This window comes from Arthrobacter sp. A5 (assembly GCF_051131705.1).
Taxonomy (GTDB): domain Bacteria; phylum Actinomycetota; class Actinomycetes; order Actinomycetales; family Micrococcaceae; genus Arthrobacter_M.
The window spans coordinates 3824510-3848677 of sequence record NZ_CP180316.1 but is presented as its reverse complement, the minus strand read 5'-3'; the positions used below and the strand labels follow the sequence as shown (position 1 = coordinate 3848677).

Annotated in this window: 18 protein-coding genes; 11 read left to right on the top strand and 7 right to left on the bottom strand. The window is 64.0% G+C overall.

The annotated features are described in order from the left end of the window. Positions 1–127: 127 nt before the first annotated feature. On the top strand, positions 128–1159 hold the full coding sequence (locus ACLLJI_RS18225; protein ID WP_434621648.1) for a DNA topoisomerase IB: 1032 nt from the start codon (positions 128–130) through the stop codon (positions 1157–1159). A gap of 108 nt (positions 1160–1267) precedes the next feature. On the opposite strand, the gene ACLLJI_RS18220 is transcribed toward ACLLJI_RS18225, so the two are convergent. From ACLLJI_RS18220 to ACLLJI_RS18210, 3 genes are all read right to left on the bottom strand, one after another. Beyond that, positions 1268–2713, bottom strand: coding sequence for a PucR family transcriptional regulator (locus tag ACLLJI_RS18220; RefSeq protein WP_434615262.1), 1446 nt, complete (start codon positions 2711–2713; stop codon positions 1268–1270). A gap of 79 nt (positions 2714–2792) precedes the next feature. Beyond that, entirely contained in the window at positions 2793–3050 is a 258-nt protein-coding gene (locus ACLLJI_RS18215) for a hypothetical protein (protein WP_434615259.1), read from the bottom strand. Next, positions 3047–4483, bottom strand: coding sequence for an MFS transporter (locus ACLLJI_RS18210; RefSeq protein WP_434615256.1), 1437 nt, complete (start codon positions 4481–4483; stop codon positions 3047–3049). The genes ACLLJI_RS18215 and ACLLJI_RS18210 overlap by 4 nt, the downstream gene beginning before the upstream one ends. A 185-nt stretch (positions 4484–4668) precedes the next feature. Here ACLLJI_RS18210 and ACLLJI_RS18205 point away from each other — a divergent pair, with 185 nt between their 5' ends. Continuing rightward, complete coding sequence (locus ACLLJI_RS18205; RefSeq protein ID WP_434615253.1) at positions 4669–6660, top strand: amino acid transporter; 1992 nt, start codon at positions 4669–4671, stop codon at positions 6658–6660. A 22-nt stretch (positions 6661–6682) separates the two neighbouring features. Here the strand turns inward: ACLLJI_RS18205 and ACLLJI_RS18200 are convergent, their stop codons facing one another. Beyond that, a complete protein-coding gene (locus ACLLJI_RS18200; RefSeq protein ID WP_434615250.1) occupies positions 6683–8230 on the bottom strand; it encodes a PucR family transcriptional regulator in 1548 nt (515 codons plus the stop codon). Positions 8231–8403: 173 nt separating this feature from the next. Here ACLLJI_RS18200 and ACLLJI_RS18195 point away from each other — a divergent pair, with 173 nt between their 5' ends. The 5 genes from ACLLJI_RS18195 to ACLLJI_RS18175 all read left to right on the top strand — a co-directional run bounded on the left by ACLLJI_RS18195 (position 8404) and on the right by ACLLJI_RS18175 (position 15133). Further along, positions 8404–9783, top strand: coding sequence for an MFS transporter (locus ACLLJI_RS18195; RefSeq protein ID WP_434615247.1), 1380 nt, complete (start codon positions 8404–8406; stop codon positions 9781–9783). Then, positions 9780–10778, top strand: coding sequence for an agmatinase (gene speB, locus ACLLJI_RS18190; protein ID WP_434615244.1), 999 nt, complete (start codon positions 9780–9782; stop codon positions 10776–10778). The genes ACLLJI_RS18195 and speB overlap by 4 nt, the downstream gene beginning before the upstream one ends. 401 nt (positions 10779–11179) lie before the next feature. Continuing rightward, positions 11180–12610, top strand: a complete 1431-nt coding sequence (locus ACLLJI_RS18185) for a gamma-aminobutyraldehyde dehydrogenase (RefSeq protein ID WP_434615241.1) — start codon at positions 11180–11182, stop codon at positions 12608–12610. A 226-nt stretch (positions 12611–12836) separates the two neighbouring features. Beyond that, positions 12837–14198 (top strand): 4-aminobutyrate--2-oxoglutarate transaminase, encoded by a 1362-nt coding sequence (gabT, locus tag ACLLJI_RS18180; RefSeq protein ID WP_434615238.1) that lies wholly within the window; start codon positions 12837–12839, stop codon positions 14196–14198. A gap of 104 nt (positions 14199–14302) precedes the next feature. Further along, positions 14303–15133, top strand: coding sequence for a universal stress protein (locus ACLLJI_RS18175; RefSeq protein WP_434615235.1), 831 nt, complete (start codon positions 14303–14305; stop codon positions 15131–15133). 32 nt (positions 15134–15165) lie between these two features. Here ACLLJI_RS18175 and rarD read toward each other — a convergent pair whose 3' ends face one another. Continuing rightward, positions 15166–16221 carry an EamA family transporter RarD gene (gene rarD / locus ACLLJI_RS18170; protein ID WP_434615232.1) on the bottom strand — a complete coding sequence of 352 codons (1056 nt, stop codon included), beginning with the start codon at positions 16219–16221 and terminating at the stop codon, positions 15166–15168. A gap of 148 nt (positions 16222–16369) precedes the next feature. Between rarD and ACLLJI_RS18165 the strand changes: the two genes are divergently transcribed. Next, positions 16370–17863, top strand: a complete 1494-nt coding sequence (locus tag ACLLJI_RS18165) for an FAD-dependent oxidoreductase (protein WP_434615229.1) — start codon at positions 16370–16372, stop codon at positions 17861–17863. 105 nt (positions 17864–17968) lie between these two features. Continuing rightward, a complete protein-coding gene (locus ACLLJI_RS18160; protein WP_434615226.1) occupies positions 17969–19516 on the top strand; it encodes an APC family permease in 1548 nt (515 codons plus the stop codon). Between the two features lie 111 nt (positions 19517–19627). On the opposite strand, the gene ACLLJI_RS18155 is transcribed toward ACLLJI_RS18160, so the two are convergent. Both ACLLJI_RS18155 and ACLLJI_RS18150 read right to left on the bottom strand, forming a co-directional pair. Further along, a complete protein-coding gene (locus ACLLJI_RS18155) occupies positions 19628–21142 on the bottom strand; it encodes a catalase (protein WP_434615223.1) in 1515 nt (504 codons plus the stop codon). A 64-nt stretch (positions 21143–21206) separates the two neighbouring features. After that, positions 21207–21677: a Fur family transcriptional regulator gene (locus ACLLJI_RS18150; RefSeq protein ID WP_434615221.1), complete on the bottom strand. Its 471-nt coding sequence runs from the start codon at positions 21675–21677 to the stop codon at positions 21207–21209. 151 nt (positions 21678–21828) lie between these two features. On the opposite strand from ACLLJI_RS18150, the gene ACLLJI_RS18145 reads away from it, so the two are divergent. Both ACLLJI_RS18145 and htpX read left to right on the top strand, forming a co-directional pair. Further along, complete coding sequence (locus tag ACLLJI_RS18145; protein WP_434615218.1) at positions 21829–23100, top strand: MFS transporter; 1272 nt, start codon at positions 21829–21831, stop codon at positions 23098–23100. 186 nt (positions 23101–23286) lie between these two features. Then, positions 23287–24156 carry a zinc metalloprotease HtpX gene (gene htpX, locus ACLLJI_RS18140; RefSeq protein WP_434615215.1) on the top strand — a complete coding sequence of 290 codons (870 nt, stop codon included), beginning with the start codon at positions 23287–23289 and terminating at the stop codon, positions 24154–24156. Positions 24157–24168 lie beyond the last annotated feature (12 nt).

Sequence of the window (24168 nt, the reverse complement as noted above, 5' to 3'; positions counted from 1 at the left end):
TGGCCCGGTGACCGCTCACGGTTGCGGACGTGGGAAAATCCCGTCAGCAGGCTTACGATAAGCGAAAGCGGCGGCCGGATAAAGGCTGACCCGGTCCGCTGACCACCGTTGGCAAGGGGGCATGTCCTTGAGTCTTCGCCGCAGCAATACCTCCGGACGGGGCTACCGGCGGGTCAGATCCGGCAGCGGTTTCAGCTACCGCGGCCTCGACGGCTCAACGCTGCCGTTCGGCACCGTTCGGGATCGGCTGGAAAGCGTCGGCATCCCGCCGGCCTGGACGAACGTGTGGATTGCCCCCTACGAGAACGGCCATATCCAGGCCACGGGACTCGACTCCGTGGGCCGGCGGCAGTATATTTACCATCCCACGTGGCGGGAACAGAAGGACAGGGTCAAGTTTGACCGCGCGCTGGCGCTGGCAGAGTCCCTGCCGGTGGCGCGTCGCCGCGTCACGATGGACCTGCGCAGCCTGGGTCTGACCCGGGACCGGGTGCTGGCCGGGGCCTTCCGGATGCTGGACAGCGGCTCGCTCCGGGTCGGTTCCGAGCGGTATACGAATGAAAACGGCAGCCGCGGCCTGGCCACCCTTCTCTGTGCACATGTCGCGGTCAACGGAGACAGGCTGCGGCTCAAGTTCCCCGCCAAGAGCGGCAAGGAATGGACCTCCGACATCACCGATCCGGATCTTGCGGTGTTGGTCCGGGAACTGAAACGGCGCGGCGGCAAGGCACGGCTGCTCGCCTACAAAGACGGCCGGCACTGGCACCCGGTGACCAGCGCGGAAATCAACGCTTACGTCAAGGAGCACACCGCTGGGGACTTTACCGCCAAGGATTTCCGGACTCTGCGCGGAACGGCCGCAGCGGCGGCCAGCCTGGCCCGCACCGGCCCGCAGCGTAAGGTCATGGACCGCAAAAAGGCGATCAGCCGGGCCATTGAGGAGGCCGCCGGCGTGCTCGGAAATACGCCTACCATCGCGCGGAAGAGCTACGTTGACCCGAGGATACTGGACCACTTCACCTCCGGCGAGACGATAGACCCGCGCCGGCCGGATTCCACGGAATCGGAACTCCGGTCGCTGCTGTACCGCCAGGGGGATGTGGTGCCGCTGAGTAATCGGCTGCATCCTGATGCGGCAGCTGCTGCAAAAGATGCCTGATCTGGGAACCATCCTTGGGACACCTTGTTGATCATCGCGCTGACGGCCATGCCGAAGTGGGTCGCAACGACGGCCAAAGCCGAACTGCTGTAGGTACTCCCTGGCTGGTTACTCCCGGGCGAGCCGCCGCACGGCCAGCGCCAGCCAGAGCTGAACCCGGTCCGCGGTGACGGCAGGATCGTAGCCGGTCAGCTCGGAGATCTGTGTCAGCCGGTACCGGACGGTGTTGCGGTGCAAGGTCAGCGCCTCCGCAACGGACGCCACCGAGCCGTTGAGCTGCAGGTAGCTTTCCAGCGTGTTAACCAGCTCGGCGCCGTGGGCGGCGTCGAAGGCCAGCAGGGGGGCCAGCGCTTCCGTCGCCATATCCGTCATCGGCACGTCCTCGCTGGCCAGCAGCAGCGAGGTTAGGCTGAGCCGCTCCGGTTCATTCACCGCCAGACCACGGGAGGCGGCTTCCTTCGCCTCAAAATAGCTCCAACGCAGCCCGTTGGCCTGGGCATAGGCCCCGCCGATTCCCACCGGCGCCTTGATGCCGACGTCGGTCATCTGCCGGCTGAGTGCGGTGCCCAGCGTGGCCGGGGCGCCGCTGTGAGTCGGGCAGATGATGAGCAATTCCTGCTGATCCGCGCTGCCGAGCACGGCGGCCACCGCGGATTCGAGCGGCTGCGGCAGGGCCATGCCCGCCAGGGTGTCGGAGCGGCCGGCCGGGACGCGCACCAGCAGCACCATGTTTTTGGCGGCCGGATTCACGTGCACGCTTTGCAGCCGGGCCGTGGCATCGGGCCCGTCGAGGGAGCCGCGGATAATGTCTTGGAACACCTGGCCGGCCAGCTGTCGGGCGGTCTGCCGGCGCTGCACCAGGTTGTTCAGCTCCACACTGATCAGGCCCTTGGCATAGTCAACGATCCCGCCGTCGTCGAATGGTTTGCGCAGCCAGAGCGTGCTGGCGTCGCGCTTGCCCGTCGCGAGCACCACGGGAAGCCAGTTTTCGTCGTCGACGTCGGTACCGGGGCAGGTGCTGAACAGCTCGCTGTTGAACTGGGTCAGCACCGCATCGGTGCGGATCATCCCGGCCAGCTTGGCCAACAGGGCGTTCAGGCCGCCGCCGGCGAGCAGCGACTGGGCCAGAATCTGATGCTGGGTCAGCAGCCGCTCGAGCTTGGCGTAGTGATCGGCCGAGCGCGAGTCAGCCACGAGCTTGCCGATGGCGATAAACGGAGTCCGGTACGGGACCTCGACGACCGGCAGCCCCCATCTGTTCGCTTCGGCGATCAGCGCCGTGGGGACCTGGTCATGGCCGAGTCCGATGCCAAAACCGAGGCCGACGGCGCCGGCCCGCTGTACCTGGCGGACGAAAGAGCGCTGGGCGGCGGCCGTGTTGCTTTTGAGGCCCGTGGTGAGCACGAGTTCACCGCCGCTGAGGAACGGCTGGGGGTTTTCCAGCTCGGTGACCGCGGCCCACTGAATCGGGGTTTTCAGCGTGCCTTGCGCAGCGCCGAGGTTTTTCAAGTGCAGCTGCGGCGTTGCCAGCAGATCGGCGAGGGAGATCGACATAAGTCAATTATACAAATGCACTACAATTTTCCCGGTCCTAGTGCGGCGGCACCATCCGGTGCCCGCATCAGCCCGGCCCTCAACAACTCCGCGGCCACGCCATGCAGGAGCTTTGGTTCCTGTCCACGCTGTCGACGGCCGCCGTCTCGTCGTGCGCTGTGATGGCCTCGAGCAGGCATTCGTGGCCGTCGGCGCTGCACCCGTCTAAGCTGAGGTCCTGCTGCTGCAGAACGTTGCTGAGGAAGATCCTGTCAATGGGCCGGCGCCTTGATCGCTCGCGCAGCGTCGCCGTGACTCCTTCGGTCAGCGGTTGGCGGCGGCTTCGAAAGAGGGTCACGCCGAGGTCCTATTCGTAGCCGGAGTCCTTTTCGCTTCCGGTTTCGTAGCCGGACCGGCGAGCAGATAGCCCAAAACCACCTGCAGTGCCCCCACGGCCGCCAGCAGTATTAAGGGCAGCGTCCAGTCGCCGGTTGCGCCGTGCAGCAGTCCCATGCCGAGCGGGCCGATCGTCGCCACCAGGTAGCCGACGGATTGGGCCAGCGTGGACATCGCGGTCGTTTCTGCCGTTGATGATCCGCTGCGGCTGATGACCACCAGCACCAGCGGGAACACGCCGAGCCCGAAGCCCAACAGCACCGCCGGTAGCGCGGCCAGGCCGACCGGAAGCAGGAGCAGGGCAAACGCCCCCACGAGCAGCGAACCGGTGGACAGCACGAACGCGTGGCGCAGCAGGCGCGGTCGGCCGGCCATGGTCAGCAGCAGCACATTGCCGGGAACCGAGACGACCTGCATGACCGCCAGCAGCATCCCGCTGGCAGCGGCATCCAGGCCCCGGGACGTGAGGATATAGGGCAGCCAGCTGATCAGCGAGTAGGCAATCAGCCCTTGAACGCTAAAGAACGCCGTAATCAGCAGGCCAGCACGGGTCCGCAGCAGTGACCATGGCGAAATAACCTTCCCCGGGCCTGTTTCAGGACTGCGGTGGGCCGCTACAGCCATCGGCAGAAACGCCAGAAGTGTGACCACGCTCAGAATCGCCCAGGCCGCGAGCCCCAGCGAGGGGGAGTGCAGCTGCTGTGCCAGCGGCACACTGACAGCGGCCGCGACGGTGGCGCCCGCGGACATGGTGATCGTGTACACCCCCGTCAGCAGGGCCGTTTTGTGCGCGTAATGATCCCTGATGAACGACGGCATGGCCACGTTGCAGACGGCCAGCCCGGACATGCTGACCAACGTCCCAACCAGCAGTATGCCAACCGAGGGGACGCCGCGGACGGCCAGCCCGGAGGTGAGCATCAGCAGTGCGACCGCGATGGCCTTCTCCACGCCCAGCCGTCTCACCAGCCAGGACGTTCCGGCACCGGCAACGGCGAAGCAGAGCGTGGGAATGGAGGGCAGCACTGCAGCGATCAGGGATCCGTAGCCCATAACCTGCTGCAGGTCATGGAAAAGGGCAGCGGCGCTGGCGATTCCGGCACGCAGGTTCAGGCCAATCAGTACGACGGCGGCGATCCCCAAGGTGGCAGGCAGCCAGCCGTGCGCGGCAGGAGAGGGAAGGTGTTCGGGCAGCTCAGGTGCCAGCGTTTCCTCCAGCGTCTCCCCGAAAGGCTCATCGTCGGGACGGGCGCTCAGCTGTCCACGTTTTGCTCTCAGGACTGTTGCCTTCGGCCCCGATTGGTTCGGCCCCGTTTGGTTCGGTCCGGATGCACTCGGCCCGGTTGCATTCGGCCCGGTTACCGCCAGCGAGGCCGACCCGGCTTGGGTGTTCATCTGTCCGGAAGTCATGCACCAAACATAAAACGTCAGACATCTGATCCCTTTGTTAAGTGGGCGGAGTCACTCCCGTTGCCGTACGAGCCGTCCACAGGTCCTTCGATCTGCCAACAAGAATCTACGCCCCGAAACGACGCGGCCAGGCAATCTGACACTACTCTCCGGGCTGATGGGAGATCAGAATGAAGAACATGACTAAGACACCTCCGGATTACGCCCTGCCGGCCCAGGTCAGCCTGCAGCCGAAGCGACCCGCCTCCTCCAGCCCGTTGGCCCGCTGGCTATTGGCCAACCGGGTGGCACCTGTCGGACCTGAGACGGAGGAGATCCATGCCAAACCCAACGCCTGGTGGAAGGTCATGTGCCTCACCGGCGTCGATTACTTCTCATCACTGGCCTACCTGCCGGGCATCGCGGCTCTGGCGGCCAGCGCACTGTCCCCCTTGGCAACGCTGCTGATCGTGGCGCTGACGTTGCTGGGGATGCTGCCGATGTACCGTCGGGTGGCCAAGGAGAGCCCCCACGGCCAGGGTTCGGTGGCCATGCTGGAAAAGCTGCTGCCGTTCTGGCGGGGCAAATTCTTTGTCCTGATACTGCTCGGTTTCGTGGTTACCTCCTGGATCATCACCATCAAGTTGTCGGGAGCGGATGCCACCGTGCAGATCCTGCAGAATCCTCTGTTGCCCAACGGGTTGCGGGGCGCGGCAGTACCGATCACGGTGGTGCTGCTGCTCATCCTGGGAGGGGTTTTCCTGCTCGGCTTTAACGAGGCCGTCGGGGTTGCCATCCCGTTGGTGGCCGTATATCTGGCGCTCAACGCCGCGATCGTCGTCGTCGGCTTCGTCGAAGTGTTCACCCGGCCAGGGCTCCTGAACGGCTGGACGGATCGGCTGCTCTCGAGCAGCGGCGGACCCGGCGGCGTCCTCGGTCCGGCCATCATTGCGTTCCCGCTGCTGGTCCTGGGCCTGTCCGGCTTCGAAACCGGCGTCAGCATGATGCCGCTGATCACGGCACGCGGAGACACGCCGGAAAAGCGCCTGGCATCGCGGATCCGCAACACGCGCAAGCTGCTCACCACCGCAGCCCTGATCATGAGCGCTTACCTGATGACCACCAGCTTCATCACCACTGTGCTGATCCCGCCTGCCGAATTCAAGGACGGCGGCCAGGCCAGCGGCCGCGCCCTGGCCTACCTGGCCCACGAATACCTGGGCAGCAGCTTCGGCACCGTTTATGACATCAGCAGCGTCCTGATCCTCTGGTTCGCCGGTGCCTCCGCCATGGCAGGACTGATCAACATCGTTCCGCGTTACCTACCTTCCTACGGGATGGCCCCGGAATGGGGACGCGCCGTGCGGCCCGTCGTACTGGTCTACACCGCAATCAGCGTGGGCATCACCATCCTCTTCCGTGCCGATGTCAACGCGCAGGCCGGAGCATACGCCACCGGGATCCTGGCCATGATGGTTTCCGGAGCGGTGGCTGTCACCGTTTCCGCCGTCCGGCGCCACCACCGCCTGGGCATCGTAGGCTTCCTTGCCCTGACCCTGGTCCTGCTCTACGCGCTGGTGGCCAACGTCATCGAGAAACCTGACGGCATTGCCATCTCCGCGGTCTTCATTGCCGCGATCATTGTTGTTTCGCTGATCTCCCGGATCTCACGGACCACGGAACTGCGGGTCGAGCGGATTGATTTCGACCAGCCGGCGCGGCTGTTCGTCACGGAATCGATCCGGCACGACGGCGCGCTGAACCTGATCGCTAACCAGCGCCAGCGCGACGACGCCGCAGAGTATGCCGACAAGGAGTCAGAGCAGCGGGGGCTGAACCCTGTGCCTGGCAAGGCGGACGTGCTGTTCCTGGAAGTTGAGGTTGTTGACCCGTCCGCGTTTAGCGACGTCCTGCGGGTGCGTGGAGTCGATGTCGGCGGCTACCGGGTCCTGCGGGTGGAGAGCCCGGCCGTTCCGAATGCCATCGCGGCCGTCCTGATCGCGCTGCGGGACACGACCGGGGTGCGTCCGCACTGCTACTTCGAATGGGCCGAGGGCAATCCGCTGGGACACCTGTTGCGCTACCTCATCCTCGGCCGAGGGGACACCGCCCCGGTGGTGCGCGAGATTCTGCGCGAAACGGATAAGGATCCGGCCCTGCGACCGCGGGTCCACGTCGGTTGATCCCTTACTTAGGTGGCGGGAGTTACTTCCGTTGCGGAATGTTGATCGCGTTGGCCGGAAGGCCCCGCTGATTGCCCGGCAGACCCATGGCTTCATGAATCTGCAGGGCAAACCACAGCTGGGCCAGGGTGGAGGTTTCGGTCATGTTAAGACCGGTCAGCTCACCGATCTTCCGTATCCGGTAGACGATCGTCTGGCGGTGTGCAAAGAGTGCAGCCGCCGTTTTCTGCCAAGATCGCTGTGTGTCCAGGAACGTCTTCAGGGTGAGGATGAGATCCCCCTGCTCTCCCTTTTCGTACTCGAAAATCGGTCCGAGGAGTCTTTGGACAAGCGCGTTGCCTTCCTCGAAGCTGGTAAGTCCCAGCCACGAGGGACCATCGGCGTAGCGGACCAGCCGACCGTCGGTGTCCAATGCGGTGCCCAGCGCCCAGTTCGATTCCTGCAGGGCCCGCTGAACACCCGCCGGCCGTGCAGGCCGGCTGATTCCGATCCTCACATCCTGGGAGACTGTGTGCCGGAGCAGGTCGTCTGTGCAGTCTGAGGCCACGGCCAGATGCAGGGTGTTGAACCGGCGCAGGCAGGCCGTCTGATACCCATGTCTCCAGAGGTCAACATGGATGTTCGCCAAGCTCTCTCCGTTGTCGCTGGACATTGAGATGATCACGAATTCCGGCGATCCAATGCCGAATTCCGGCAGGCGGTTTTCAATGTCCACAACTCCAAGCCTCCCGTCCAAAGCCTGCAGGAGGAACTCCGCCCCCAGTCGTCGCTGGTTCTCCAGGGAAAGAACCGTTCGGGACATTTCCAGTCCCAGAACGGTCGCTGCGTGGAGCAGCACCACCGCGTCCGGGCGGGGTCCCGAATTCGGAAGCACCACCAGGAGGGCGTTGGCGTGCGTCGGAATGTCCATCATCAGGACTTGGCGGTCCGCGAGCCGATGCCATTGGAACTTCTTGCTGGCCACGGGTGCTTTGCTGGTCAGTGGTTCAAGTTCCTCAAGGAGTGGCCCCGGCGGCGTGTGGCCACCGGACTGCCAGGCGTGGAGGCACCGCCGGTCCACGACGAAGAGGCTGGCGTCGAGCTCCGCCTCCACCCCGTGAACCAGGTTTTGCCAATGGTCGTCGGAGGGACCTGCGAGCCGGAGCAGATCATAGATGCGCGCAGTCTGGCGCAAGCGGCGGGACTCCTCCAGCAGCGAGGACTCAGCAACAGAACGCGCAATGGCAATGAACGGGAGCGGATACGGGACGTTTATCATCGGCAGCGGCAGCCGGTTACAGGCGTCGAGAAAGTCCTGCGTCAGCTCAGGGGCATGCATCTGTTCTCCGATGGCCAGCGCGCTGGCCCCCGCATTGACCAGCGCCTCGGCAAGTTCAACCTGCCCCCCGGCGTCTGCTGGTATCGACAGGCCGTTGGTCATCATCATCTCGCCACCCGTGACCCATTCCCACAGGCGCGGCAGATCGGAGGTATGGGCCCAAGTGACGCGGTTGCCCAGCCCTCCCGGCCCAGCAAGAAGTGTCAACCCCAGTTGGGGTTCGGCCAGCAATTCGGCCACAGCAATAGCCACTCAGAGTTCTCCTGTGCTTGAAGCGGAGGCCGCCCCCATGGCGGCCTTATACGTATGTATAAGTCTCTCTGTCATTTGTAGTCAATCTTCGCATGTACCGAGTGATGCCGGTCACCAACAATTAAGAGACTGAACTTCCCCGCTCGATAAGAGCATTCACGAGAGGGTTTGCCATGAGCGCAACCAGCAATCTCATTGATGACGCCCCGCTGACCAAATTCCACAAGAAGCTGACCTTCTTCGCTTCCGGCGGCCCGTTCATCGATGGCTACGCGCTGTCGATCATCGGAATCGCGTTGATCACTATGACCCCTGGCTTACACCTGAGTACGGTGGAAATCGGCCTGATTGGTGCCGCGAGCCTGGTCGGCATCTTCTTCGGCGGTGCTATCTTCGGGTGGCTGACCGACAAGATCGGCCGCCACCACATGTACATCGCCGACCTAATCGCCCTGGCCGTATTCTCCCTGCTCAGCGGCATCGCCACCGAAGTTTGGCAGGTGTTACTTTGCCGCTTTCTCCTTGGTATGGCCATCGGCGCCGACTACCCGATCGCCACCTCCCTGCTGGCAGAGTTCTTGCCCAAGAAGCACCGCGGACGTCTCCTCGGGGCCACCTTCGTGGTGTGGGCCATCGGCGCAGCGGCGGCGTTCGGAGTGGGTTACCTTCTGCGCGACATGGGACCTGGCACGTGGCGCGTCCTGCTTGCCAGCCCCGCGATCTTCGCCATCATCACGCTGCTGTTCCGCCTCGGGACCCCAGAATCCCCGCGCTGGCTGCTCTCCCGGGGGCGCCGCGACGAGGCGGACGCTGTCATCAAGAAGGTCTATGGTCAGCAGTACGGCCTCGCCGACGTCGCATCGGACAGCGATGGTCCGACCAAGCAGGGTAAGTTCATGGACATCTTCAGGGGCCAGTTCTGGAAGCGCACCCTGTTCGTATCCATCTTCTGGACCGCCCAGGTCATCCCGCTCTTCGCGGTCTACACGTTCGCACCGGACCTACTAGGGTCCATGGGTATGACGGGCGACGCTAATCTCTACGGCGGGTCCTTCCTGATCTCTATGCTGTTCGTCGTCGGCGGCATTCCCGGTCTGTGGCTGGTCGAAAGAATCGGGCGCCGCAGACTGCTCCTGTGGAGTTTCGGCATCATCGTGGTGGCCTTGGCCATCCCCGCCTTCATTCCGAACGTGCAGGCCGCACCCCTCTTCATCGCGCTGGCTATCTTTGCGTTCGCCTCCGGCGCCTCCAGCTTCCTTGAGGTCGTCTACCCCAACGAACTCTTCCCCACAGAGATTCGCGCCACGGCTGTGGGCTTCGGGACGGCAATCAGCCGCGTAGGTTCCGCAGCCAGCACCTATTTGATGCCGGTCGCTATTCTCAGTTTTGGTGCCGCTGGCTCGCTGCTCATCGGTGCCGTTATCTCCCTGATCGGCCTGCTGGCCACCTTCCTGCTCGCGCCGGAAACCGCCAATAAGTCGCTTTCGGAACTCACCACAGAAATGCCAGTTCAGCCGGCTACCAGCAAAGCAACGGAAGGATCCCTGTCATGACCACCCACGATCCCATCGGACCCGTCGACGCAACCAAGGTCCCCCGCTACGCGGGCCTGGGCACCTTCGCCCGACTTCCTCAAATCGACCGAGTTCCGGACTATGACATTGCAATCGTTGGCGTCCCGTTCGACGGCGGAACCTCCTTCCGTCCGGGCGCGCGGTTCGGCCCGGCTGCTGTCCGCGAGGCCTCCCGCCTGCTGCGCCCGGGCTACCACCCGGAACTCGATGTTGAACCCGTCTACGAAGCTCAGGTTGTGGATGCCGGCGACATTGCCTGCACACCATACGACATCACCCGAGCCGTGCGCGAAATAGAAGAACAGGCCCTGCCGCTGCTGGGCAAAGACAAGAAGCTGATCTCCATCGGCGGTGACCACACCATCGCCCTGCCCATGCTGCGGGCGCTGAATACGGTTCACGGCCCGGTGGCACTGCTCCACTTCGACGCACACCTGGACACCTGGGACATCTACTTCGACCAGTCGATCACTCATGGAACTATCTTTCGCCGGGCATTCGAAGAAGGCCTTCTCATCGAGGACAAGTCGATGCACGTGGGTATCCGTGGCCCGGTTTACGATCGTGATGACTTCCTGCGGGACCACGAGTTCGGCTTCCAGATCATCCGCTGCTCGGATCTGGATGTCATCGGTGTTCCGGCCGCAGTCCAGCGTGTGAAGGACCGCTTGGGTAATACCCCCGTCTACGTCTCGATCGACATCGACGTGCTGGACCCGGCCTATGCACCGGGGACGGGTACTCCCGAAATGGGTGGTCTGCACTCCCGGGAACTGCTCGCCTTGCTCCGCGGGCTTAACGGCATCAACATTGTCGGCGCCGACGTCGTCGAAGTCGCCCCGGCCTACGACCACGCCGACATCACCACCCTCGCGGCCGCAACCGTCGTCTTCGACTTGCTGGGCCTGATGGTGAACCGCAGCAAGGGTGCCGCCATCTCCGGTCAGGAAAGCCCGGGGACGGCTGCCGTTTAGGCGCGGTTACACTGTGGGGCCTGCGGAAGATTTGCAGGACCCGCAGTGGCTGACCCGCCGTCGTTTTGAGGGGCTTTCCGCGTCGGGACGCTCCGGACGGCTCCGGCGCGTGGACAAGCTTTGCAATTGCGCCTAAAGGCGCTGCGTGCTTGAAGGTCCGATAGATGTCCGGACCTCACTGCGGCACCGAGGCCCCTGGCCGACGAGCTGTAGGTCGGGATGTCGTTGCCGACCTTCCAAGACGGCCCTGCATAAACGGCCCTGTATAACCGCACTGAACCCGCACCATTGCATAGTGCAGCCGCCCATTCACCTGTGGCGAACCCGTGGCCTAGGCTCGAGACAAGTCTCTGCCGCAGATCCGCCGCTGCAGGGGCATTCGACAGGAGAGGTTGTACACCGTGGTCCACACCCTGCAGAATTTCATCAATGGGGAATTTGTGTCCGTCAAGGGCTCGGATTCGCTGGAGATCGTCAACCCCACGAATGGGGAGACCGTGGCCAGCGCCCCGATCTCGGAACAGGCCGACGTGGCGGCAGCCATGAGTGCCGCGGCCACGGCCTTCCGCAGCTGGCGGCGAACCACGCCGCGGGAGCGTCAGGGGCTGCTGCTTCAACTGGCCGACGCCATGGAGGCCCGTAGCGAGGACCTGGTAGAGGCCCAGCACCGCAACACCGGCCAGGTGCGGCAGATGATTGCCGACGAAGAAGTGGCCACCGGTGCCGACCAGCTGCGCTTCTTTGCCGGTGCGGCCCGGCTGCTGGAGGGCAAATCCGCCGGCGAGTACATGGACGGCTTCACTTCCTTCGTCCGTCGTGAGCCCGTCGGCGTGATTGCGCAGGTGACGCCCTGGAACTACCCGTTGTTGATGGCTATTTGGAAGATCGGTCCAGCGCTCGCTGCCGGGAATACCGTGGTGCTTAAGCCCAGTGACACGACGCCGGAAAGTACGCTGGTGCTGGCCGACATCGCGAAGGACATTCTGCCCCCGGGCGTCTTCAATGTGGTGCTGGGCAACGGTGCCACCGGTGCCGCGATGGTTGAACACAAGATCCCCGCCATGGTGTCGATCACCGGCTCAGTGCGTGCCGGCATTGCCGTCGCCACCGGCGCGGCAGCGGGGTTGAAGCGGGCGCATTTGGAGCTCGGCGGTAAGGCTCCGGCGGTTGTCTTCGCCGAGGCGGACCTGGGTAAAACCGCCCAGTCCATCGCTGAATTCGCGTTCTTTAATGCGGGCCAGGACTGCACCGCCATCACCCGGGTGCTGGTGGAGGAATCCGCCCACGACGAGCTGCTGGCGGCGCTCGCGACGGCGGCCAAGGGCTTGGAAACGGGGAACGAAGACGACGCCCGGAACTATTACGGACCGTTGAACAACATCAACCATTTCAACGCCGTCTGCAAGGTCGTTGAAAACATCCCGGAGCACGCCACCGTCGTAACCGGCGGTAAGCGGGTGGGTGCGAAAGGATTCTTCTTCGAGCCCACCATCGTTGATGGCGTCCGGCAGACGGACGACATTGTCCAGCAGGAAACCTTCGGCCCGGTGCTCACGGTGCAGACCTTCCGGACGGAGGAAGAGGCCGTGGAGTTGGCCAACGACGTGGATTTCGCGTTGGCCTCCAGCGTCTGGACCAGCAATCACGGGACGGCCATGCGGGTCTCACGGGACTTGGATTTCGGCGCCGTCTGGATCAATACCCACATCATGCTCACCGCGGAGATGCCGCACGGCGGGTTTAAGCAGTCGGGCTACGGCAAGGATCTGTCGATGTACGGCGTCGAGGATTACACCCGGATTAAGCATGTGATGAGCGCGCTGGACGCGTAGGACGACGGCGGCGGCAGCTGGGTTCGCCGGCGGACTCGTTTGGCCGCGCTTAGGCACCAGCCGGCGCGCCGTTCCCGTCGCTGGGCGACCGGCGCGGCGCTCTGGTCGGCGATGCGCGCCTACCCAAAACGACGCCGCCGGCTTGTGGTCGGTCACGTTCTCTGGGCTGAGCCTCCCAATTAGCTGAGCCTCCCAATTAACAGACAACTTTAGAAAGGCAGCAAAGATGGCAGACATCCAGTACCGGTTGGCGCAGAAGCGGCAGATCCTCGGGGCGTTCCCCGGACCCAAATCGGCGGCACTGACAGAACGGCGCAAGGCCGTGGTGGCTGGCGGAGTGGCCTCCAGCGTGCCGGTGTACGTGGCGGATGCTGACGGCGGCGTGATCGTGGACGTGGACGGCAACTCGTTCATCGACCTGGGTGCCGGCATCGCGGTGACGAGCGTCGGTGCGTCCGACCCCGCCGTCGTCGGCGCCGTTAAGGAGCAGGCGGAACACTTCACGCACACCTGTTTCATGGTCACCCCCTACGAGGGCTACATTGCCGTGGCGGAGGAGCTGGCCAAACTCACCCCGGGCGACCATGAGAAGCGCTCCGTGCTGTTTAACTCGGGGGCGGAAGCCGTGGAAAACGCCGTCAAGGTGGCACGTCTGGCCACCGGCCGGGACGCGATCGTCGCCTTTGACCACGCCTACCATGGCCGCACCAACCTGACGATGGCGCTCACCGCCAAGGCGATGCCGTACAAGACGAACTTCGGTCCGTTCGCGCCGGAGGTCTACCGGGTGCCGATGAGCTACCCGTACCGCGAAGAGTCGGACATTAAGGGTGAAGAGGCCGCCCAGCGCGCCATCACCATGATTGAGAAGCAGATTGGGTCCGATTCCGTTGCTGCCATCCTGATCGAACCGATCCAGGGCGAGGGCGGTTTCATTGTGCCGGCCGAGGGCTTTCTGCCGGCGCTGGCCGCCTGGGCCAAGGAAAAGGGCATTGTTTTCATCGCCGATGAGGTGCAGTCCGGCTTCTGCCGCACCGGGTCCTGGTTTGCCTCCCAGCACGAGGGTGTTGTCCCGGACATCATCACCATGGCCAAAGGCATTGCCGGCGGCCTGCCGCTGAGCGCCATCACCGGCCGGGCTGACCTGCTGGACGCCGTCCACCCGGGCGGCCTGGGCGGGACCTACGGCGGGAACCCGGTGGCCTGCGCCGCCGCGCTGGCCGCGATCGGAACCATGCGGGAACTCGACCTCAATGCGCGCGCGCAGCGGATCGAAAAGCTCGTGATGGACCGGCTCGGTGCACTGGCGGCGGACATGGGCGACGGCGGCATAATCGGTGACCTGCGCGGCCGGGGCGCCATGCTCGCCGTCGAACTTGTCAGGCCGGGCACGGCACAGACGACGAAGGAACCGAACCCGGAGGCCACCAAGGCCGTCGCCGCGGCGTGCCTGCAGGCCGGCGTCGTCATCCTGACCTGCGGCACCTACGGCAATGTGGTCCGGCTGCTGCCGCCGCTGGTGATCAGCGACGAGCTGCTCAAAGACGGGCTGGATGTGCTGGTGGAGGCGATCCGCGCCAACGTCTGAGACGGCGGGTAGAGTCTGAGCTACACGACCGGAACGCTGCCGGCCGGTCCTGCGCCATCATTAGGAGCGGCCGGCAGCCACAAACCCGATGAGGGGTTGTTTTGATGCGATATGTAGTTGGATATACGCCCAATGAACGCGGGGCCGACGCCATTGCCCTGGCATCCGTCATCGCATGGACCCAGGGTGCGCGCCTGGACCTGGTCTATGTCGTCGGGGACAAGGCCGCCCTGGTGCAGGACGCGGTCGCGGTTAAACGGGACGCACTGGACCTTGTTCCGAAAGGCGTGCAGGCCGAATTCCATGTTCGGGCTGCGGATTCCTTTGCCAGCGGGCTGATTGAGGCCGCCGTTGAGTATTCGGCTCTGCTGATCGTGGTTGGCGCCGCCAGCAACGGGCTGTTCAAGCGTTTCACCGTCGGCAGTGTGGCCAACGCGCTGTTGCATGCCTCGCCGGTGCCCGTGGCGCTGGCACCGCGCGGCTATCAGCGCACGGAACCGCTCACACGGCTGACGGCCATGGTGGGGACCCGCGAGGGCTGGGAATCCGTCACGGACGTCGGGATCAACGCGGCGGGCCGGCGCGATCTGCCGCTTCGTCTGGTGTCTGTGGTGGAGCTCGACGAACTCATGCAACGGCATTACGAGTTGAGCAATGCACTCAGCCCTGCCCGCCAGCATGCCAACACCGTGCTGACCGAGGCCGCGCAACGGCGCTCGGGCGGGTCCACGACGGTGACTCTGGCGCATGGCCGGACCATCGAGGAAGCGGTCGACAGCCTGGGCTGGGAGGACGGCGAACTCGTCATCGTCGGGTCCAGCCGGCTGGCGGAGCGTCGGAAGCTGTTCATGGGCGCAACTGCCAACAAGATTCTGCGCGCCCTGCCGGTGCCGATGGTGGTCGTTCCCCGTGACTACCTGCGAATCGATGGCTAGCGTCTGGGGCATTTAAAGACTGAGGCGGGGGCTCAGTCGCGCGGAAGGGGCTGGGCCGCAGCGTTCTCGCGGGCTTGACCCGGCTTCGCGGCCGGAGCGGCCGGCATTACGGAGCGAGCCCGGCGCAGGCTCCGGTTCCGTCCGTAATTGCGGAGCATATCAACGGTAAGCAGCACCAGTGCCAGCCAGACGATGCAGAAGCCGATCCACCGTTCGAGGCCCATCTGTTCGCCGAGCACTGTGATCGCAAGTATGAATTGAATGACCGGAGTAAAGTACTGCAGCAATCCGATGGTCGTCATCGGGAGCCGTCGGGCAGCAGCTCCGAAAAACAGCAACGGCACCGCAGTAATAATTCCGGACGCGGCCATCAGCCAGAAATGCCCCGCGCCGAGGGTGCCAAGCGTGTCCTGACCGTTGAGCGACAGGACGATCATAACGACGGCGGCGAACGGGGCCAGCACCGCGGTTTCAATGCTCAGGCTCGACGCCGCATCGACCCTGGGCCCGACCCGCTTCTTCATAAACCCGTACAGACCGAAGCTGAAGGCCAGGACCAGGGCGATCCACGGCAGCCGGCCGTAGCCGATTGTCAGGACGACGACGGCGGCAAACCCGACACCGACGGCAGCCCACTGTAGGGGGCGCAGCTTCTCCTTCAGGAAGATGACGCCCAGCAGCACAGAGACCAACGGATTAATGAAATAGCCCAGCGACGCCTCAATGGCCTGGCCGGTGGTAACGCCGAACGTATAGGTCAGCCAGTTCACCGCGATCAGTACGGCGGCAACGGAGAGGTTGCCCAAAATCCGTTTGTTCCGTACGGCCGCGATCAGCTGCGGCCATGCCTTGGTAACAGTCAGCAGAAGGGCACAAAACCCCAGCGACCAGACAACCCGGTTGGCCACAATTTCGACAGCGCCGGCGGGGACGAGCCAGATAAAGTAGACCGGCAGGAGACCCCAGAGGCTGTAGGCGCCCATCCCGAAGAGCACGCCCGCGGTGGAGTCGCTTCGCGGTTCACGCCGGGGTGTTGAAGCGCCGGGTACGGAATTGAGGGCAGGGTTGCTGGCAGACACAAGACCCATAACATCAGCTTTCCCGGCAGTATTCCGCATCACGTCTTTGGTCCCCAGGTGAAACGGCCATTTAGACTGGTAGCTGGCGGCTGCGGCTACGACCCTGCGCCAGAAAAATGGCTTGATCTGCAGATTGATCGTTCGGAAGGACTCTTCAGTGTCTAACTCGGCAACCGCCCGACCACTTCGGGTAGCCATCATCGGTTCCGGCCCGGCCGGCGTGTATGCCGCGGACATTCTCACGAAATCGCAGGAAGTTCGCGGCGGCGATGTTGAGGTCAGTATTGATCTTTTTGAGACATATCCGGCCCCGTACGGTTTGATCCGTTATGGCGTGGCCCCGGATCATCCCCGGATCAAGGGCATTGTGAACGCCCTGCACAAGGTGCTGGACCGGGGCGACATCCGGTTCTTGGGCAATGTGACCTATGGACGGGACCTCACCTTGTCCGATATTCGGTCCTTCTACGACGCGGTGATTTTTTCCACCGGCGCCATCAAAGATTCCGGGCTGAAGATTCCCGGTGTCGAGCTGGAGGGGTCCTTCGGTGGGGCGGATTTTGTCTCCTGGTATGACGGCCATCCGGATGTGCCGCGGGAGTGGCCGCTGGATGCCAAGGAAGTTGCGGTGATCGGGAATGGCAATGTGGCCCTGGATGTGGCCCGGATGCTGTCAAAACATGCCGAGGATCTGCTGGTGACCGAAATTCCGGACAACGTGTACCGGGGGTTGAAGGCGTCTCCCGTGACCGATGTGCATATTTTCGGGCGGCGCGGGCCGGCGCAGGTGAAGTTCACGCCGTTGGAGCTGCGCGAGCTGTCGCATTCGAAAGATGTGGACATTGTTTTGTATCCGGAGGACTTTGTCTTTGATGCAGCCTCGGATGAGGCGATCAGGACGAATAACCAGGTCAAGACCATGGTCAACACGCTGACCAACTGGCTCGTTGAAGAGCCATCCCATGCTGACAAGCCGGCATCCCGGCGTCTGCATCTGCATTTCCTGCACAGCCCCGTCGAAATCGTCGGCACGGACGGCAAAGTCAGTGGCATGAAGTTCGAGCGAAATGAGCTGGACGGAACCGGACGCGCGCGCGGTACCGGCGAAATTGTTGAGTATCCGGTCCAAGCCGTATACCGGGCCATCGGGTACCTCGGTTCAGAGCTGCCCGAAGTGGAATTTGACGCAGCACGGGGCGTCATCCCCAACGAGGCGGGCCGAGTGCTGGATACAGACGGCAAGCCGGTTCCAGGCATCTTCGCCACCGGCTGGATCAAGCGGGGGCCCGTCGGCCTGATCGGGAGTACCAAGGGGGATGCGTTAGAGACCATCGGCTGCCTGCTGGAGGACCGGCTGAGCCTGCCCAAGGCCGAGAAGCCCGAGGAGCAGGCTGTCATCGATCTGCTGGAATCCCGCGGCGTCCAGTACACCAGCTGGGAGGGCTGGTTGAAGCTGGATGCTCATGAGATGGCTCTCGGCGCAGAATACGGCGCCGAATTTGGTGCGGATGGCGACGCTGAGAGGGCGGGATCCGATGAGGGTGGCGCCTTCGTCAAACGCCCGCGCGTGAAGGTGGTGCCGCGCGAGGATATGGTTTCCATTTCCAGGGGCACCTCCGCTGGAATCAGCGAGAACGCGCACAACGGATAACGCCCCGTCTCACTATGTGAGACGGTGACACCGCCAGGGCGGCCGAAGCTACACGCTTTCGATAACGTGGATGGGTCCCTTTAGCTCCCACCACGACGGATTTCTATGTATCTACTGCGCACAAAGTCCATTGAAAGCTCCCTCAACGACGCTCAGGAGCCCGGCCGGACCCTCAAACGCTCCCTTAACACCTGGGACTTGATGATCATGGGCATCGCGGTGGCCGTCGGCGCAGGCATCTTCTCGGTCGGGGCGAAGGCGGCTGCCCATAATGCCGGCCCGGCCGTGACCGTCAGTTTTTTGCTGGCCGCCGTCACCTGCGCGTTGGCCATCATGTGCTACGCGGAATTTGCCACCGCCATTCCCGTGACCGGCAGCGCGTACGTCTTCACCTACGCCACCATGGGAGAGCTGCTGGCCTGGATTATAGGCTGGAACCTGATCCTGGAACTGCTAATGGCCGGCTCCGTGATCGCCAAGTACTGGGGCGTATATCTCAGCGACTTCCTGCAGGCCGTGAATGTCAATATCCCTGCCCAGCTGCATCTGGGCTCCGTGACCCTTTACTGGGGACCGTTGGTCGTCGTCGCCGTCTTTACCACGGTGCTGGTGCTGGGCACGAAGCTGTCCGCGCGGGTCAACAGCGTCTTCACCATTATCAAAATAGCGATCGTCATCTTCGTAATCGTGGTTGGGTTCTTCTTCGTCAAGGCACAGAACTACACACCCTTCGTGCCGGAGTCCCAGCCGGCGCCGGCAACCGGCGGATCCTGGACCGAGCAGCCGTTCCTGTCCTTTTTGAGCGGGGCCAACCCGGCCATGTACGGTTTCACCGGTGTGATCTCTGGCGCCGCGCTGGTCTTCTTCGCTTTCATCGGCTTCGACGTTGTCGCGACCAGCGCCGAGGAGGTCAAGAACCCGAAAAAGACCCTGCCGCGTGGAATCTTTGCCGGGCTCGCCGTGGTCACGGTGCTGTATATCCTGGTCACCCTGGTGGTAACGGGCATGGTGTCCTACCAGGATCTGGCCAAGGCAGCGGATCCGTCCTTGGCAACCGCGTTCCACCTCGTGGGTGCGGACTGGGCCGTCGTAGTCATTTCCCTCGGTTCCCTGATCGGCCTGACCACAGTGATCATGGTGTTGCTGATGGGTCTTGCCCGGGTCACCATGGCGATGAGCCGCGACGGGTTGTTGCCCCGCGCATTGAGCAAGACTTCCGCAAAACGCAGCACTCCCGCGCGGACACAGATCATCTGTGGCGGGTTGGTGGCACTGCTTGCAGGCTTCACTCCGGTTGATCTGCTGGCCGAGATGATCAACATCGGCACGCTGTCCGCCTTTGTCATGGTGAGCCTCGGGATTTTGGTGCTGCGCCGCAAACGCCCGGACCTCAAACCCTCCTTCCGGGTACCGTTTGGCCCTGTCATCCCGGTGGCCTCGGCCCTGCTGTGCATCTACCTGATGTTCAACTTGGCCACTTTGACCTGGGTCTTCTTCGGCATCTGGCTGGTGGCAGGTCTAGTGATCTACTTCTCCTACGGAGCATGGAATTCCCGGCTGGGCAGGCAGTTGAAGAGCAGGCGCTCCGGCGAAGGTGTTAGCAGCGGTTCGGCGGCGGCCGACGACGGCGACAAGGTCTCGATCGACGCCTGAGTACGGTCGCGGGGAAATCGGGCCGCAGCGCGGACGCAGAAAGGGCGGCTTCCCGCTGAGGGAAACCGCCCTTTCTGCTCAGTACCGTGTCGTACTCAGTCCGTGTTAGGCCTAGTACTTGATGGCCGCTTCCGCATCCGATTCGATGCTCTCACCGGAACCCAGGTTGGCGCGAAGCTTGGCGCCGAGGTCCGAATCCACCTTGGTCCAGTAACCGATGGCGCGTTCCTTGATGCCGCCGTCCTGGACGCCGCCCACGGCGCCGGTGATGGTTTCCAGCAGCCGGGCGCGTTCGCCGTCGTCGAACACCTCGCGGTAGAGCGTGCCGGCTTGGCCGAAGTCATCATCGGCCGAGTGCAGGGAATGTGCCGAGAGCGTCAACTCGCCGTCGTTCTCCCAGCCGCCACCCACGTTTGCCGGCTCAACGGCCGCGGCACCGCCCTTGGAGTTCGGTGCGTAAACCGGGGTGCTGGCGTCGTTGAAGGTGTAACGGGCAGCACCGTTCTGGCTGTAGTTGTTCACCTGGTTCTTCGGCGCGTTCACCGGCAGTTGGGCGTGGTTGGTGCCCACCCGGTAGCGGTGTGCGTCCGCGTAGGAGAAGATGCGGGCCTGCAGCATCTTGTCCGGGCTGCCGGCAATGCCGGGCACGAAGTTCGACGGCGCGAAGGCGGCCTGCTCGATCTGCGCGAAGTAGTTCTCCGGGTTCCTGTCCAGTGTCATCGTGCCGACCTTGATCAGCGGATAGTCCTTCTTGGACCAGATCTTGGTCAGGTCAAACGGGTTGAACCGGTAGTCCTTGGCATCCGCGTACGGCATGATCTGCACGTGCAGGTCCCAGGAGGGGAAATTGCCGGTCTCGATGTTGTCGTGCAGGTCGCGGATGTAGTAGTCCGCGTCCGAGCCGGCCAGCTGCTCGGCCTCGTCGCCGCTCATGGCGTTCACACCCTGATTGGAGTGAAAATGGTACTTGACCCAGAACTGCTCGCCGGCTGCGTTGATCCACTGGTAGGTGTGCGAGCCGTAGCCCTGCATCTGACGCCAGGAGGCCGGCAGCCCGCGGTCGCCCATCAGCCAGGTGACCTGGTGCGCGGACTCGGGGGAGAGGGTCCAAAAGTCCCACTGCATGTCGGCGTCGCGCAGGTTGGAGCCGGGAAGGCGCTTTTGGCTGTGGATGAAGTCCGGGAACTTGATGCCGTCGCGGATGAAGAAGACCGGGGTGTTGTTGCCCACCAGGTCGTAGTTGCCCTCGGTGGTGTAGAACTTCGTGGAGAAGCCGCGCGGGTCGCGCCAGGTGTCCGGCGAGCCCGCCTCACCCGCCACAGAGGAGAAACGGGTCAGCGTTTCGGTCTCCACGCCGGGCTGGAACAGCGCAGCCTTGGTGTAGCGCGAGACGTCCTCGGTGGTCTTGAAGGTGCCGAATGCGCCGCCGCCCTTGGCATGCACGACGCGCTCCGGGACCCGCTCACGGTTGAACTGCGCCAGTTTTTCGACCAGGTAGTGGTCGGTCAGCGCGATGGCGCCGTCGGCACCGGTTGACTGGGCGTGCGCGTCGCTGGTGACGGGGGCACCCGACTGCGTTGTGGAATGCGGCACAGCTGAATTTTGCACGATGGAATGGTCAGTCATATCTCTCCTTGGTGGGGGTGGGGGTAGGGGTGGTTAGGTTGGATAGGGAAAGCCCGTGTGATGATCAGCCGGTTTGCCGATCAGCGGGTTCGCCGGCGGCGCAGCCGGCGCAGATGCCCTGGTACAGCACATCCGCGACGGTGATGTGGCCGATGATGGCGCCGGCGCTCATACCCGGCGTCAGGCACGGGGCGTGTCCGACGGCGCAGTCCACGTCTTCGATCCGTCCGCAGCCGGTGCAAATGGCGTGGTGGTGGTTGTCTCCGGTCCGTGTTTCATAACGGGCCGGCGAGTTGGGCGGCTCGATCCGGCGCAGCATGCCCAGCCCGGTGAGGTCTGCCAGCACCACGTAGACGGACTGCACCGTCAACTGGGGCAGTTCCGCCCGTGCCGCCGAGGCAACGGCTTCGGCGGTGGCATGCGGAGAACGGGCGACGGCGGCAAGTACAGCGAGGCGCTGCTTGGTCACCCGGCGGTCGTGGTCATGCAGTTGCTGCGTCCACACTTCCCCGCTGGTGCCCTGCGTCGTCGTCATGCCTCCAGTCAACCACTTATTCCGACAAAGTCGCAATAAGGGCATCTTAAGGTCTGACGGCGGTTCTTGGTTTTGCCGGCCGGCCCCGGAACCATGCGGCCGCCAACGCCCGTTGCACCGCCGTGGCATGCTGTGCCGCTAGGCTTGACCGGTGCAAAAACTCCTGGCGGACATCACGCCTCTGCAGGAAAGCCCTGACTTCCGGCGGCTGTGGCTGGGACTGGGCCTGTCCTCGATCGGGACCCAGTTGACAGTGGTGGCGGTGAGCCTGGAGGTGTACAGCCTCAGCCAGTCCATTCTCGCCGTCGGTGTGCTGGGCATCTTCGCTTTAGTGCCGCTTGTCATTGCGGGCCTGTACGGCGGTTCCGTTGTGGATGCACATGACCGCCGGACGGTGGCGCTGCTGTCCGCCGGCGTCTTGTGGCTGGTTACAATCTGCATCGCGCTGCAGGCCTGGCTCGGAGTGCATGAAGTTCTGGTGCTTTACCTCCTTGTCGCCGTGCAGTCCGCCGCCGCGGGGATCAACCAGCCGGCCCGCAGCGCCATCATCCCCCGGCTGGTGCGGCGCGAACTCCTTCCCGCGGCCAATGCGCTGAGCATGATCGTCTTTGGCCTGGGCACCACCGTCGGGCCACTGGCCGCGGGGGTGCTGGTGGCAAGCGTCGGTTACAGCTGGACCTACACCGTGGACGTGCTGACATTCACGGCCTCCCTCTGGGCTCTGTTCAAACTTCCATCGCTGCCGCCGGAAGGCGCGGTGCGACGGGCTGGTTTCCGCTCCGTGCTGGAGGGTCTGAAATTCCTCGGCAGCCGCCCCAACGTCCGGATGACGTTCCTGGTGGACTTGTGCGCCATGATTTTCGCCATGCCGCGTGCACTGCTGCCGGCCGTCGGCGCCGTCTGGCTGGGCGGAGGAGCGGCGACGGCGGGTCTGCTGCTCGCGGCGATAGCGGCCGGCTCTTTGCTGGCGGCGCTCTTCTCCGGTCCGTTGGGCCACATCCGCCGGCAGGGGCTGGCGGTGGTCTGGAGCATCACCATCTGGGGCGCTTCCATTACCGGCATGGGCACCGTGATTCTGCTGGGCGGCCATTACGCCGGCCAGGGCACCTCACCGTGGATCATCGGCGCCGTCTTCGCCCTGGTGGTGTCCGGCGTCGCAGACTCGGTGAGCGGCGTCTTCCGGTCAACCATCCTGCAGTCCGCCACGCCGGATAATATGCGCGGCAGGCTGCAGGGCGTCTTCATCGTCGTCGTCGCCGGCGGTCCACGGCTGGGCGACCTGTTTGCCGGCGGCACAGGCCAACGCCTGGGCGAGGCAATGGCCGCCATTGTCGGCGGCATTTTGTGCATCCTGGCCGTTTGGCTGATGGTCCGGCTCCAGCCTCGGTTCCTCCACTACGACGCGCTGCACCCCGAGCCGTGACCGCGGCTGCATGGGGTCGGATGGGAGTCCAGCCACGAAACGAGCGAGCAAAATTTCGACTCCTGACCATTTCACAGTTGTGTTCTGCTGCCCGACCCGCGCTGAAGTGCCGGCGGGAACATGCGGGCCCGCTCGGCCGTTTCCATTAGTGTCCGGCAGGCGTCGGCCGTCAAAGGAGAAACGAACGTGCACAGGCATTTCAACGGGTTGAAAACCGCTGCTCTTTTCGGCGTGCTGTGGGTGGTGCTGCTGGCAATTGGAGGGATACTCGCCACCGGGATGCGCAGCTCGGCCCCGATCTGGATCATGGCGTTGATCGGCGTCGGGACAACGGCGTACGGCTACTGGAATTCGGATAAAATCGCCATCCGCTCCATGCAGGCCTATCCGGTGACGGAGGAGCAGGTGCCGGGCATTTATCAGACCGTGCGGGAACTCTCCACCAAGGCCAATCAGCCGATGCCCCGGATCTACGTTTCCCCCACCTTGGCTCCGAATGCCTTTGCCACCGGGCGCAATCCGCGCAATGCCGCGGTATGTTGCACGCAAGGGATCCTGAACATTCTCACCGAGCGCGAGCTGCGCGGCGTGCTCGGCCACGAGCTCATGCACGTCTACAACCGCGACATTTTGACGTCGTCCGTCGCCGCCGCCGTCGCCGGTGTCATCACCTCCGTGGCCCAATTCGCGCTCTTCTTCGGCGGCGGTCGCGATAATCGGAACGCCAATCCGCTGGCCATGATCGCCATGGCACTGCTCGCGCCGCTGGCCGCGTCGGTGATCCAGTTGGCCATCAGCCGGACCCGCGAATATGATGCCGACGAGGACGGTTCAACGCTGACGGATGATCCACTGGCACTGGCATCCGCATTACGCAAACTGGAGCGAGGGGTGGAGCAGGCGCCGCTGCCACGGAAGCAGGACCTGGTCAACACCAGCCACCTGATGATCGCCAATCCATTCCGCGGTGCGGCGGGGCGGATGTTCTCCACGCACCCTCCGATGCCGGAGCGGATTGCCCGGCTGGAACGGATGGCAGGACGTGCGCTGAACTAGTTCCCCACCGTT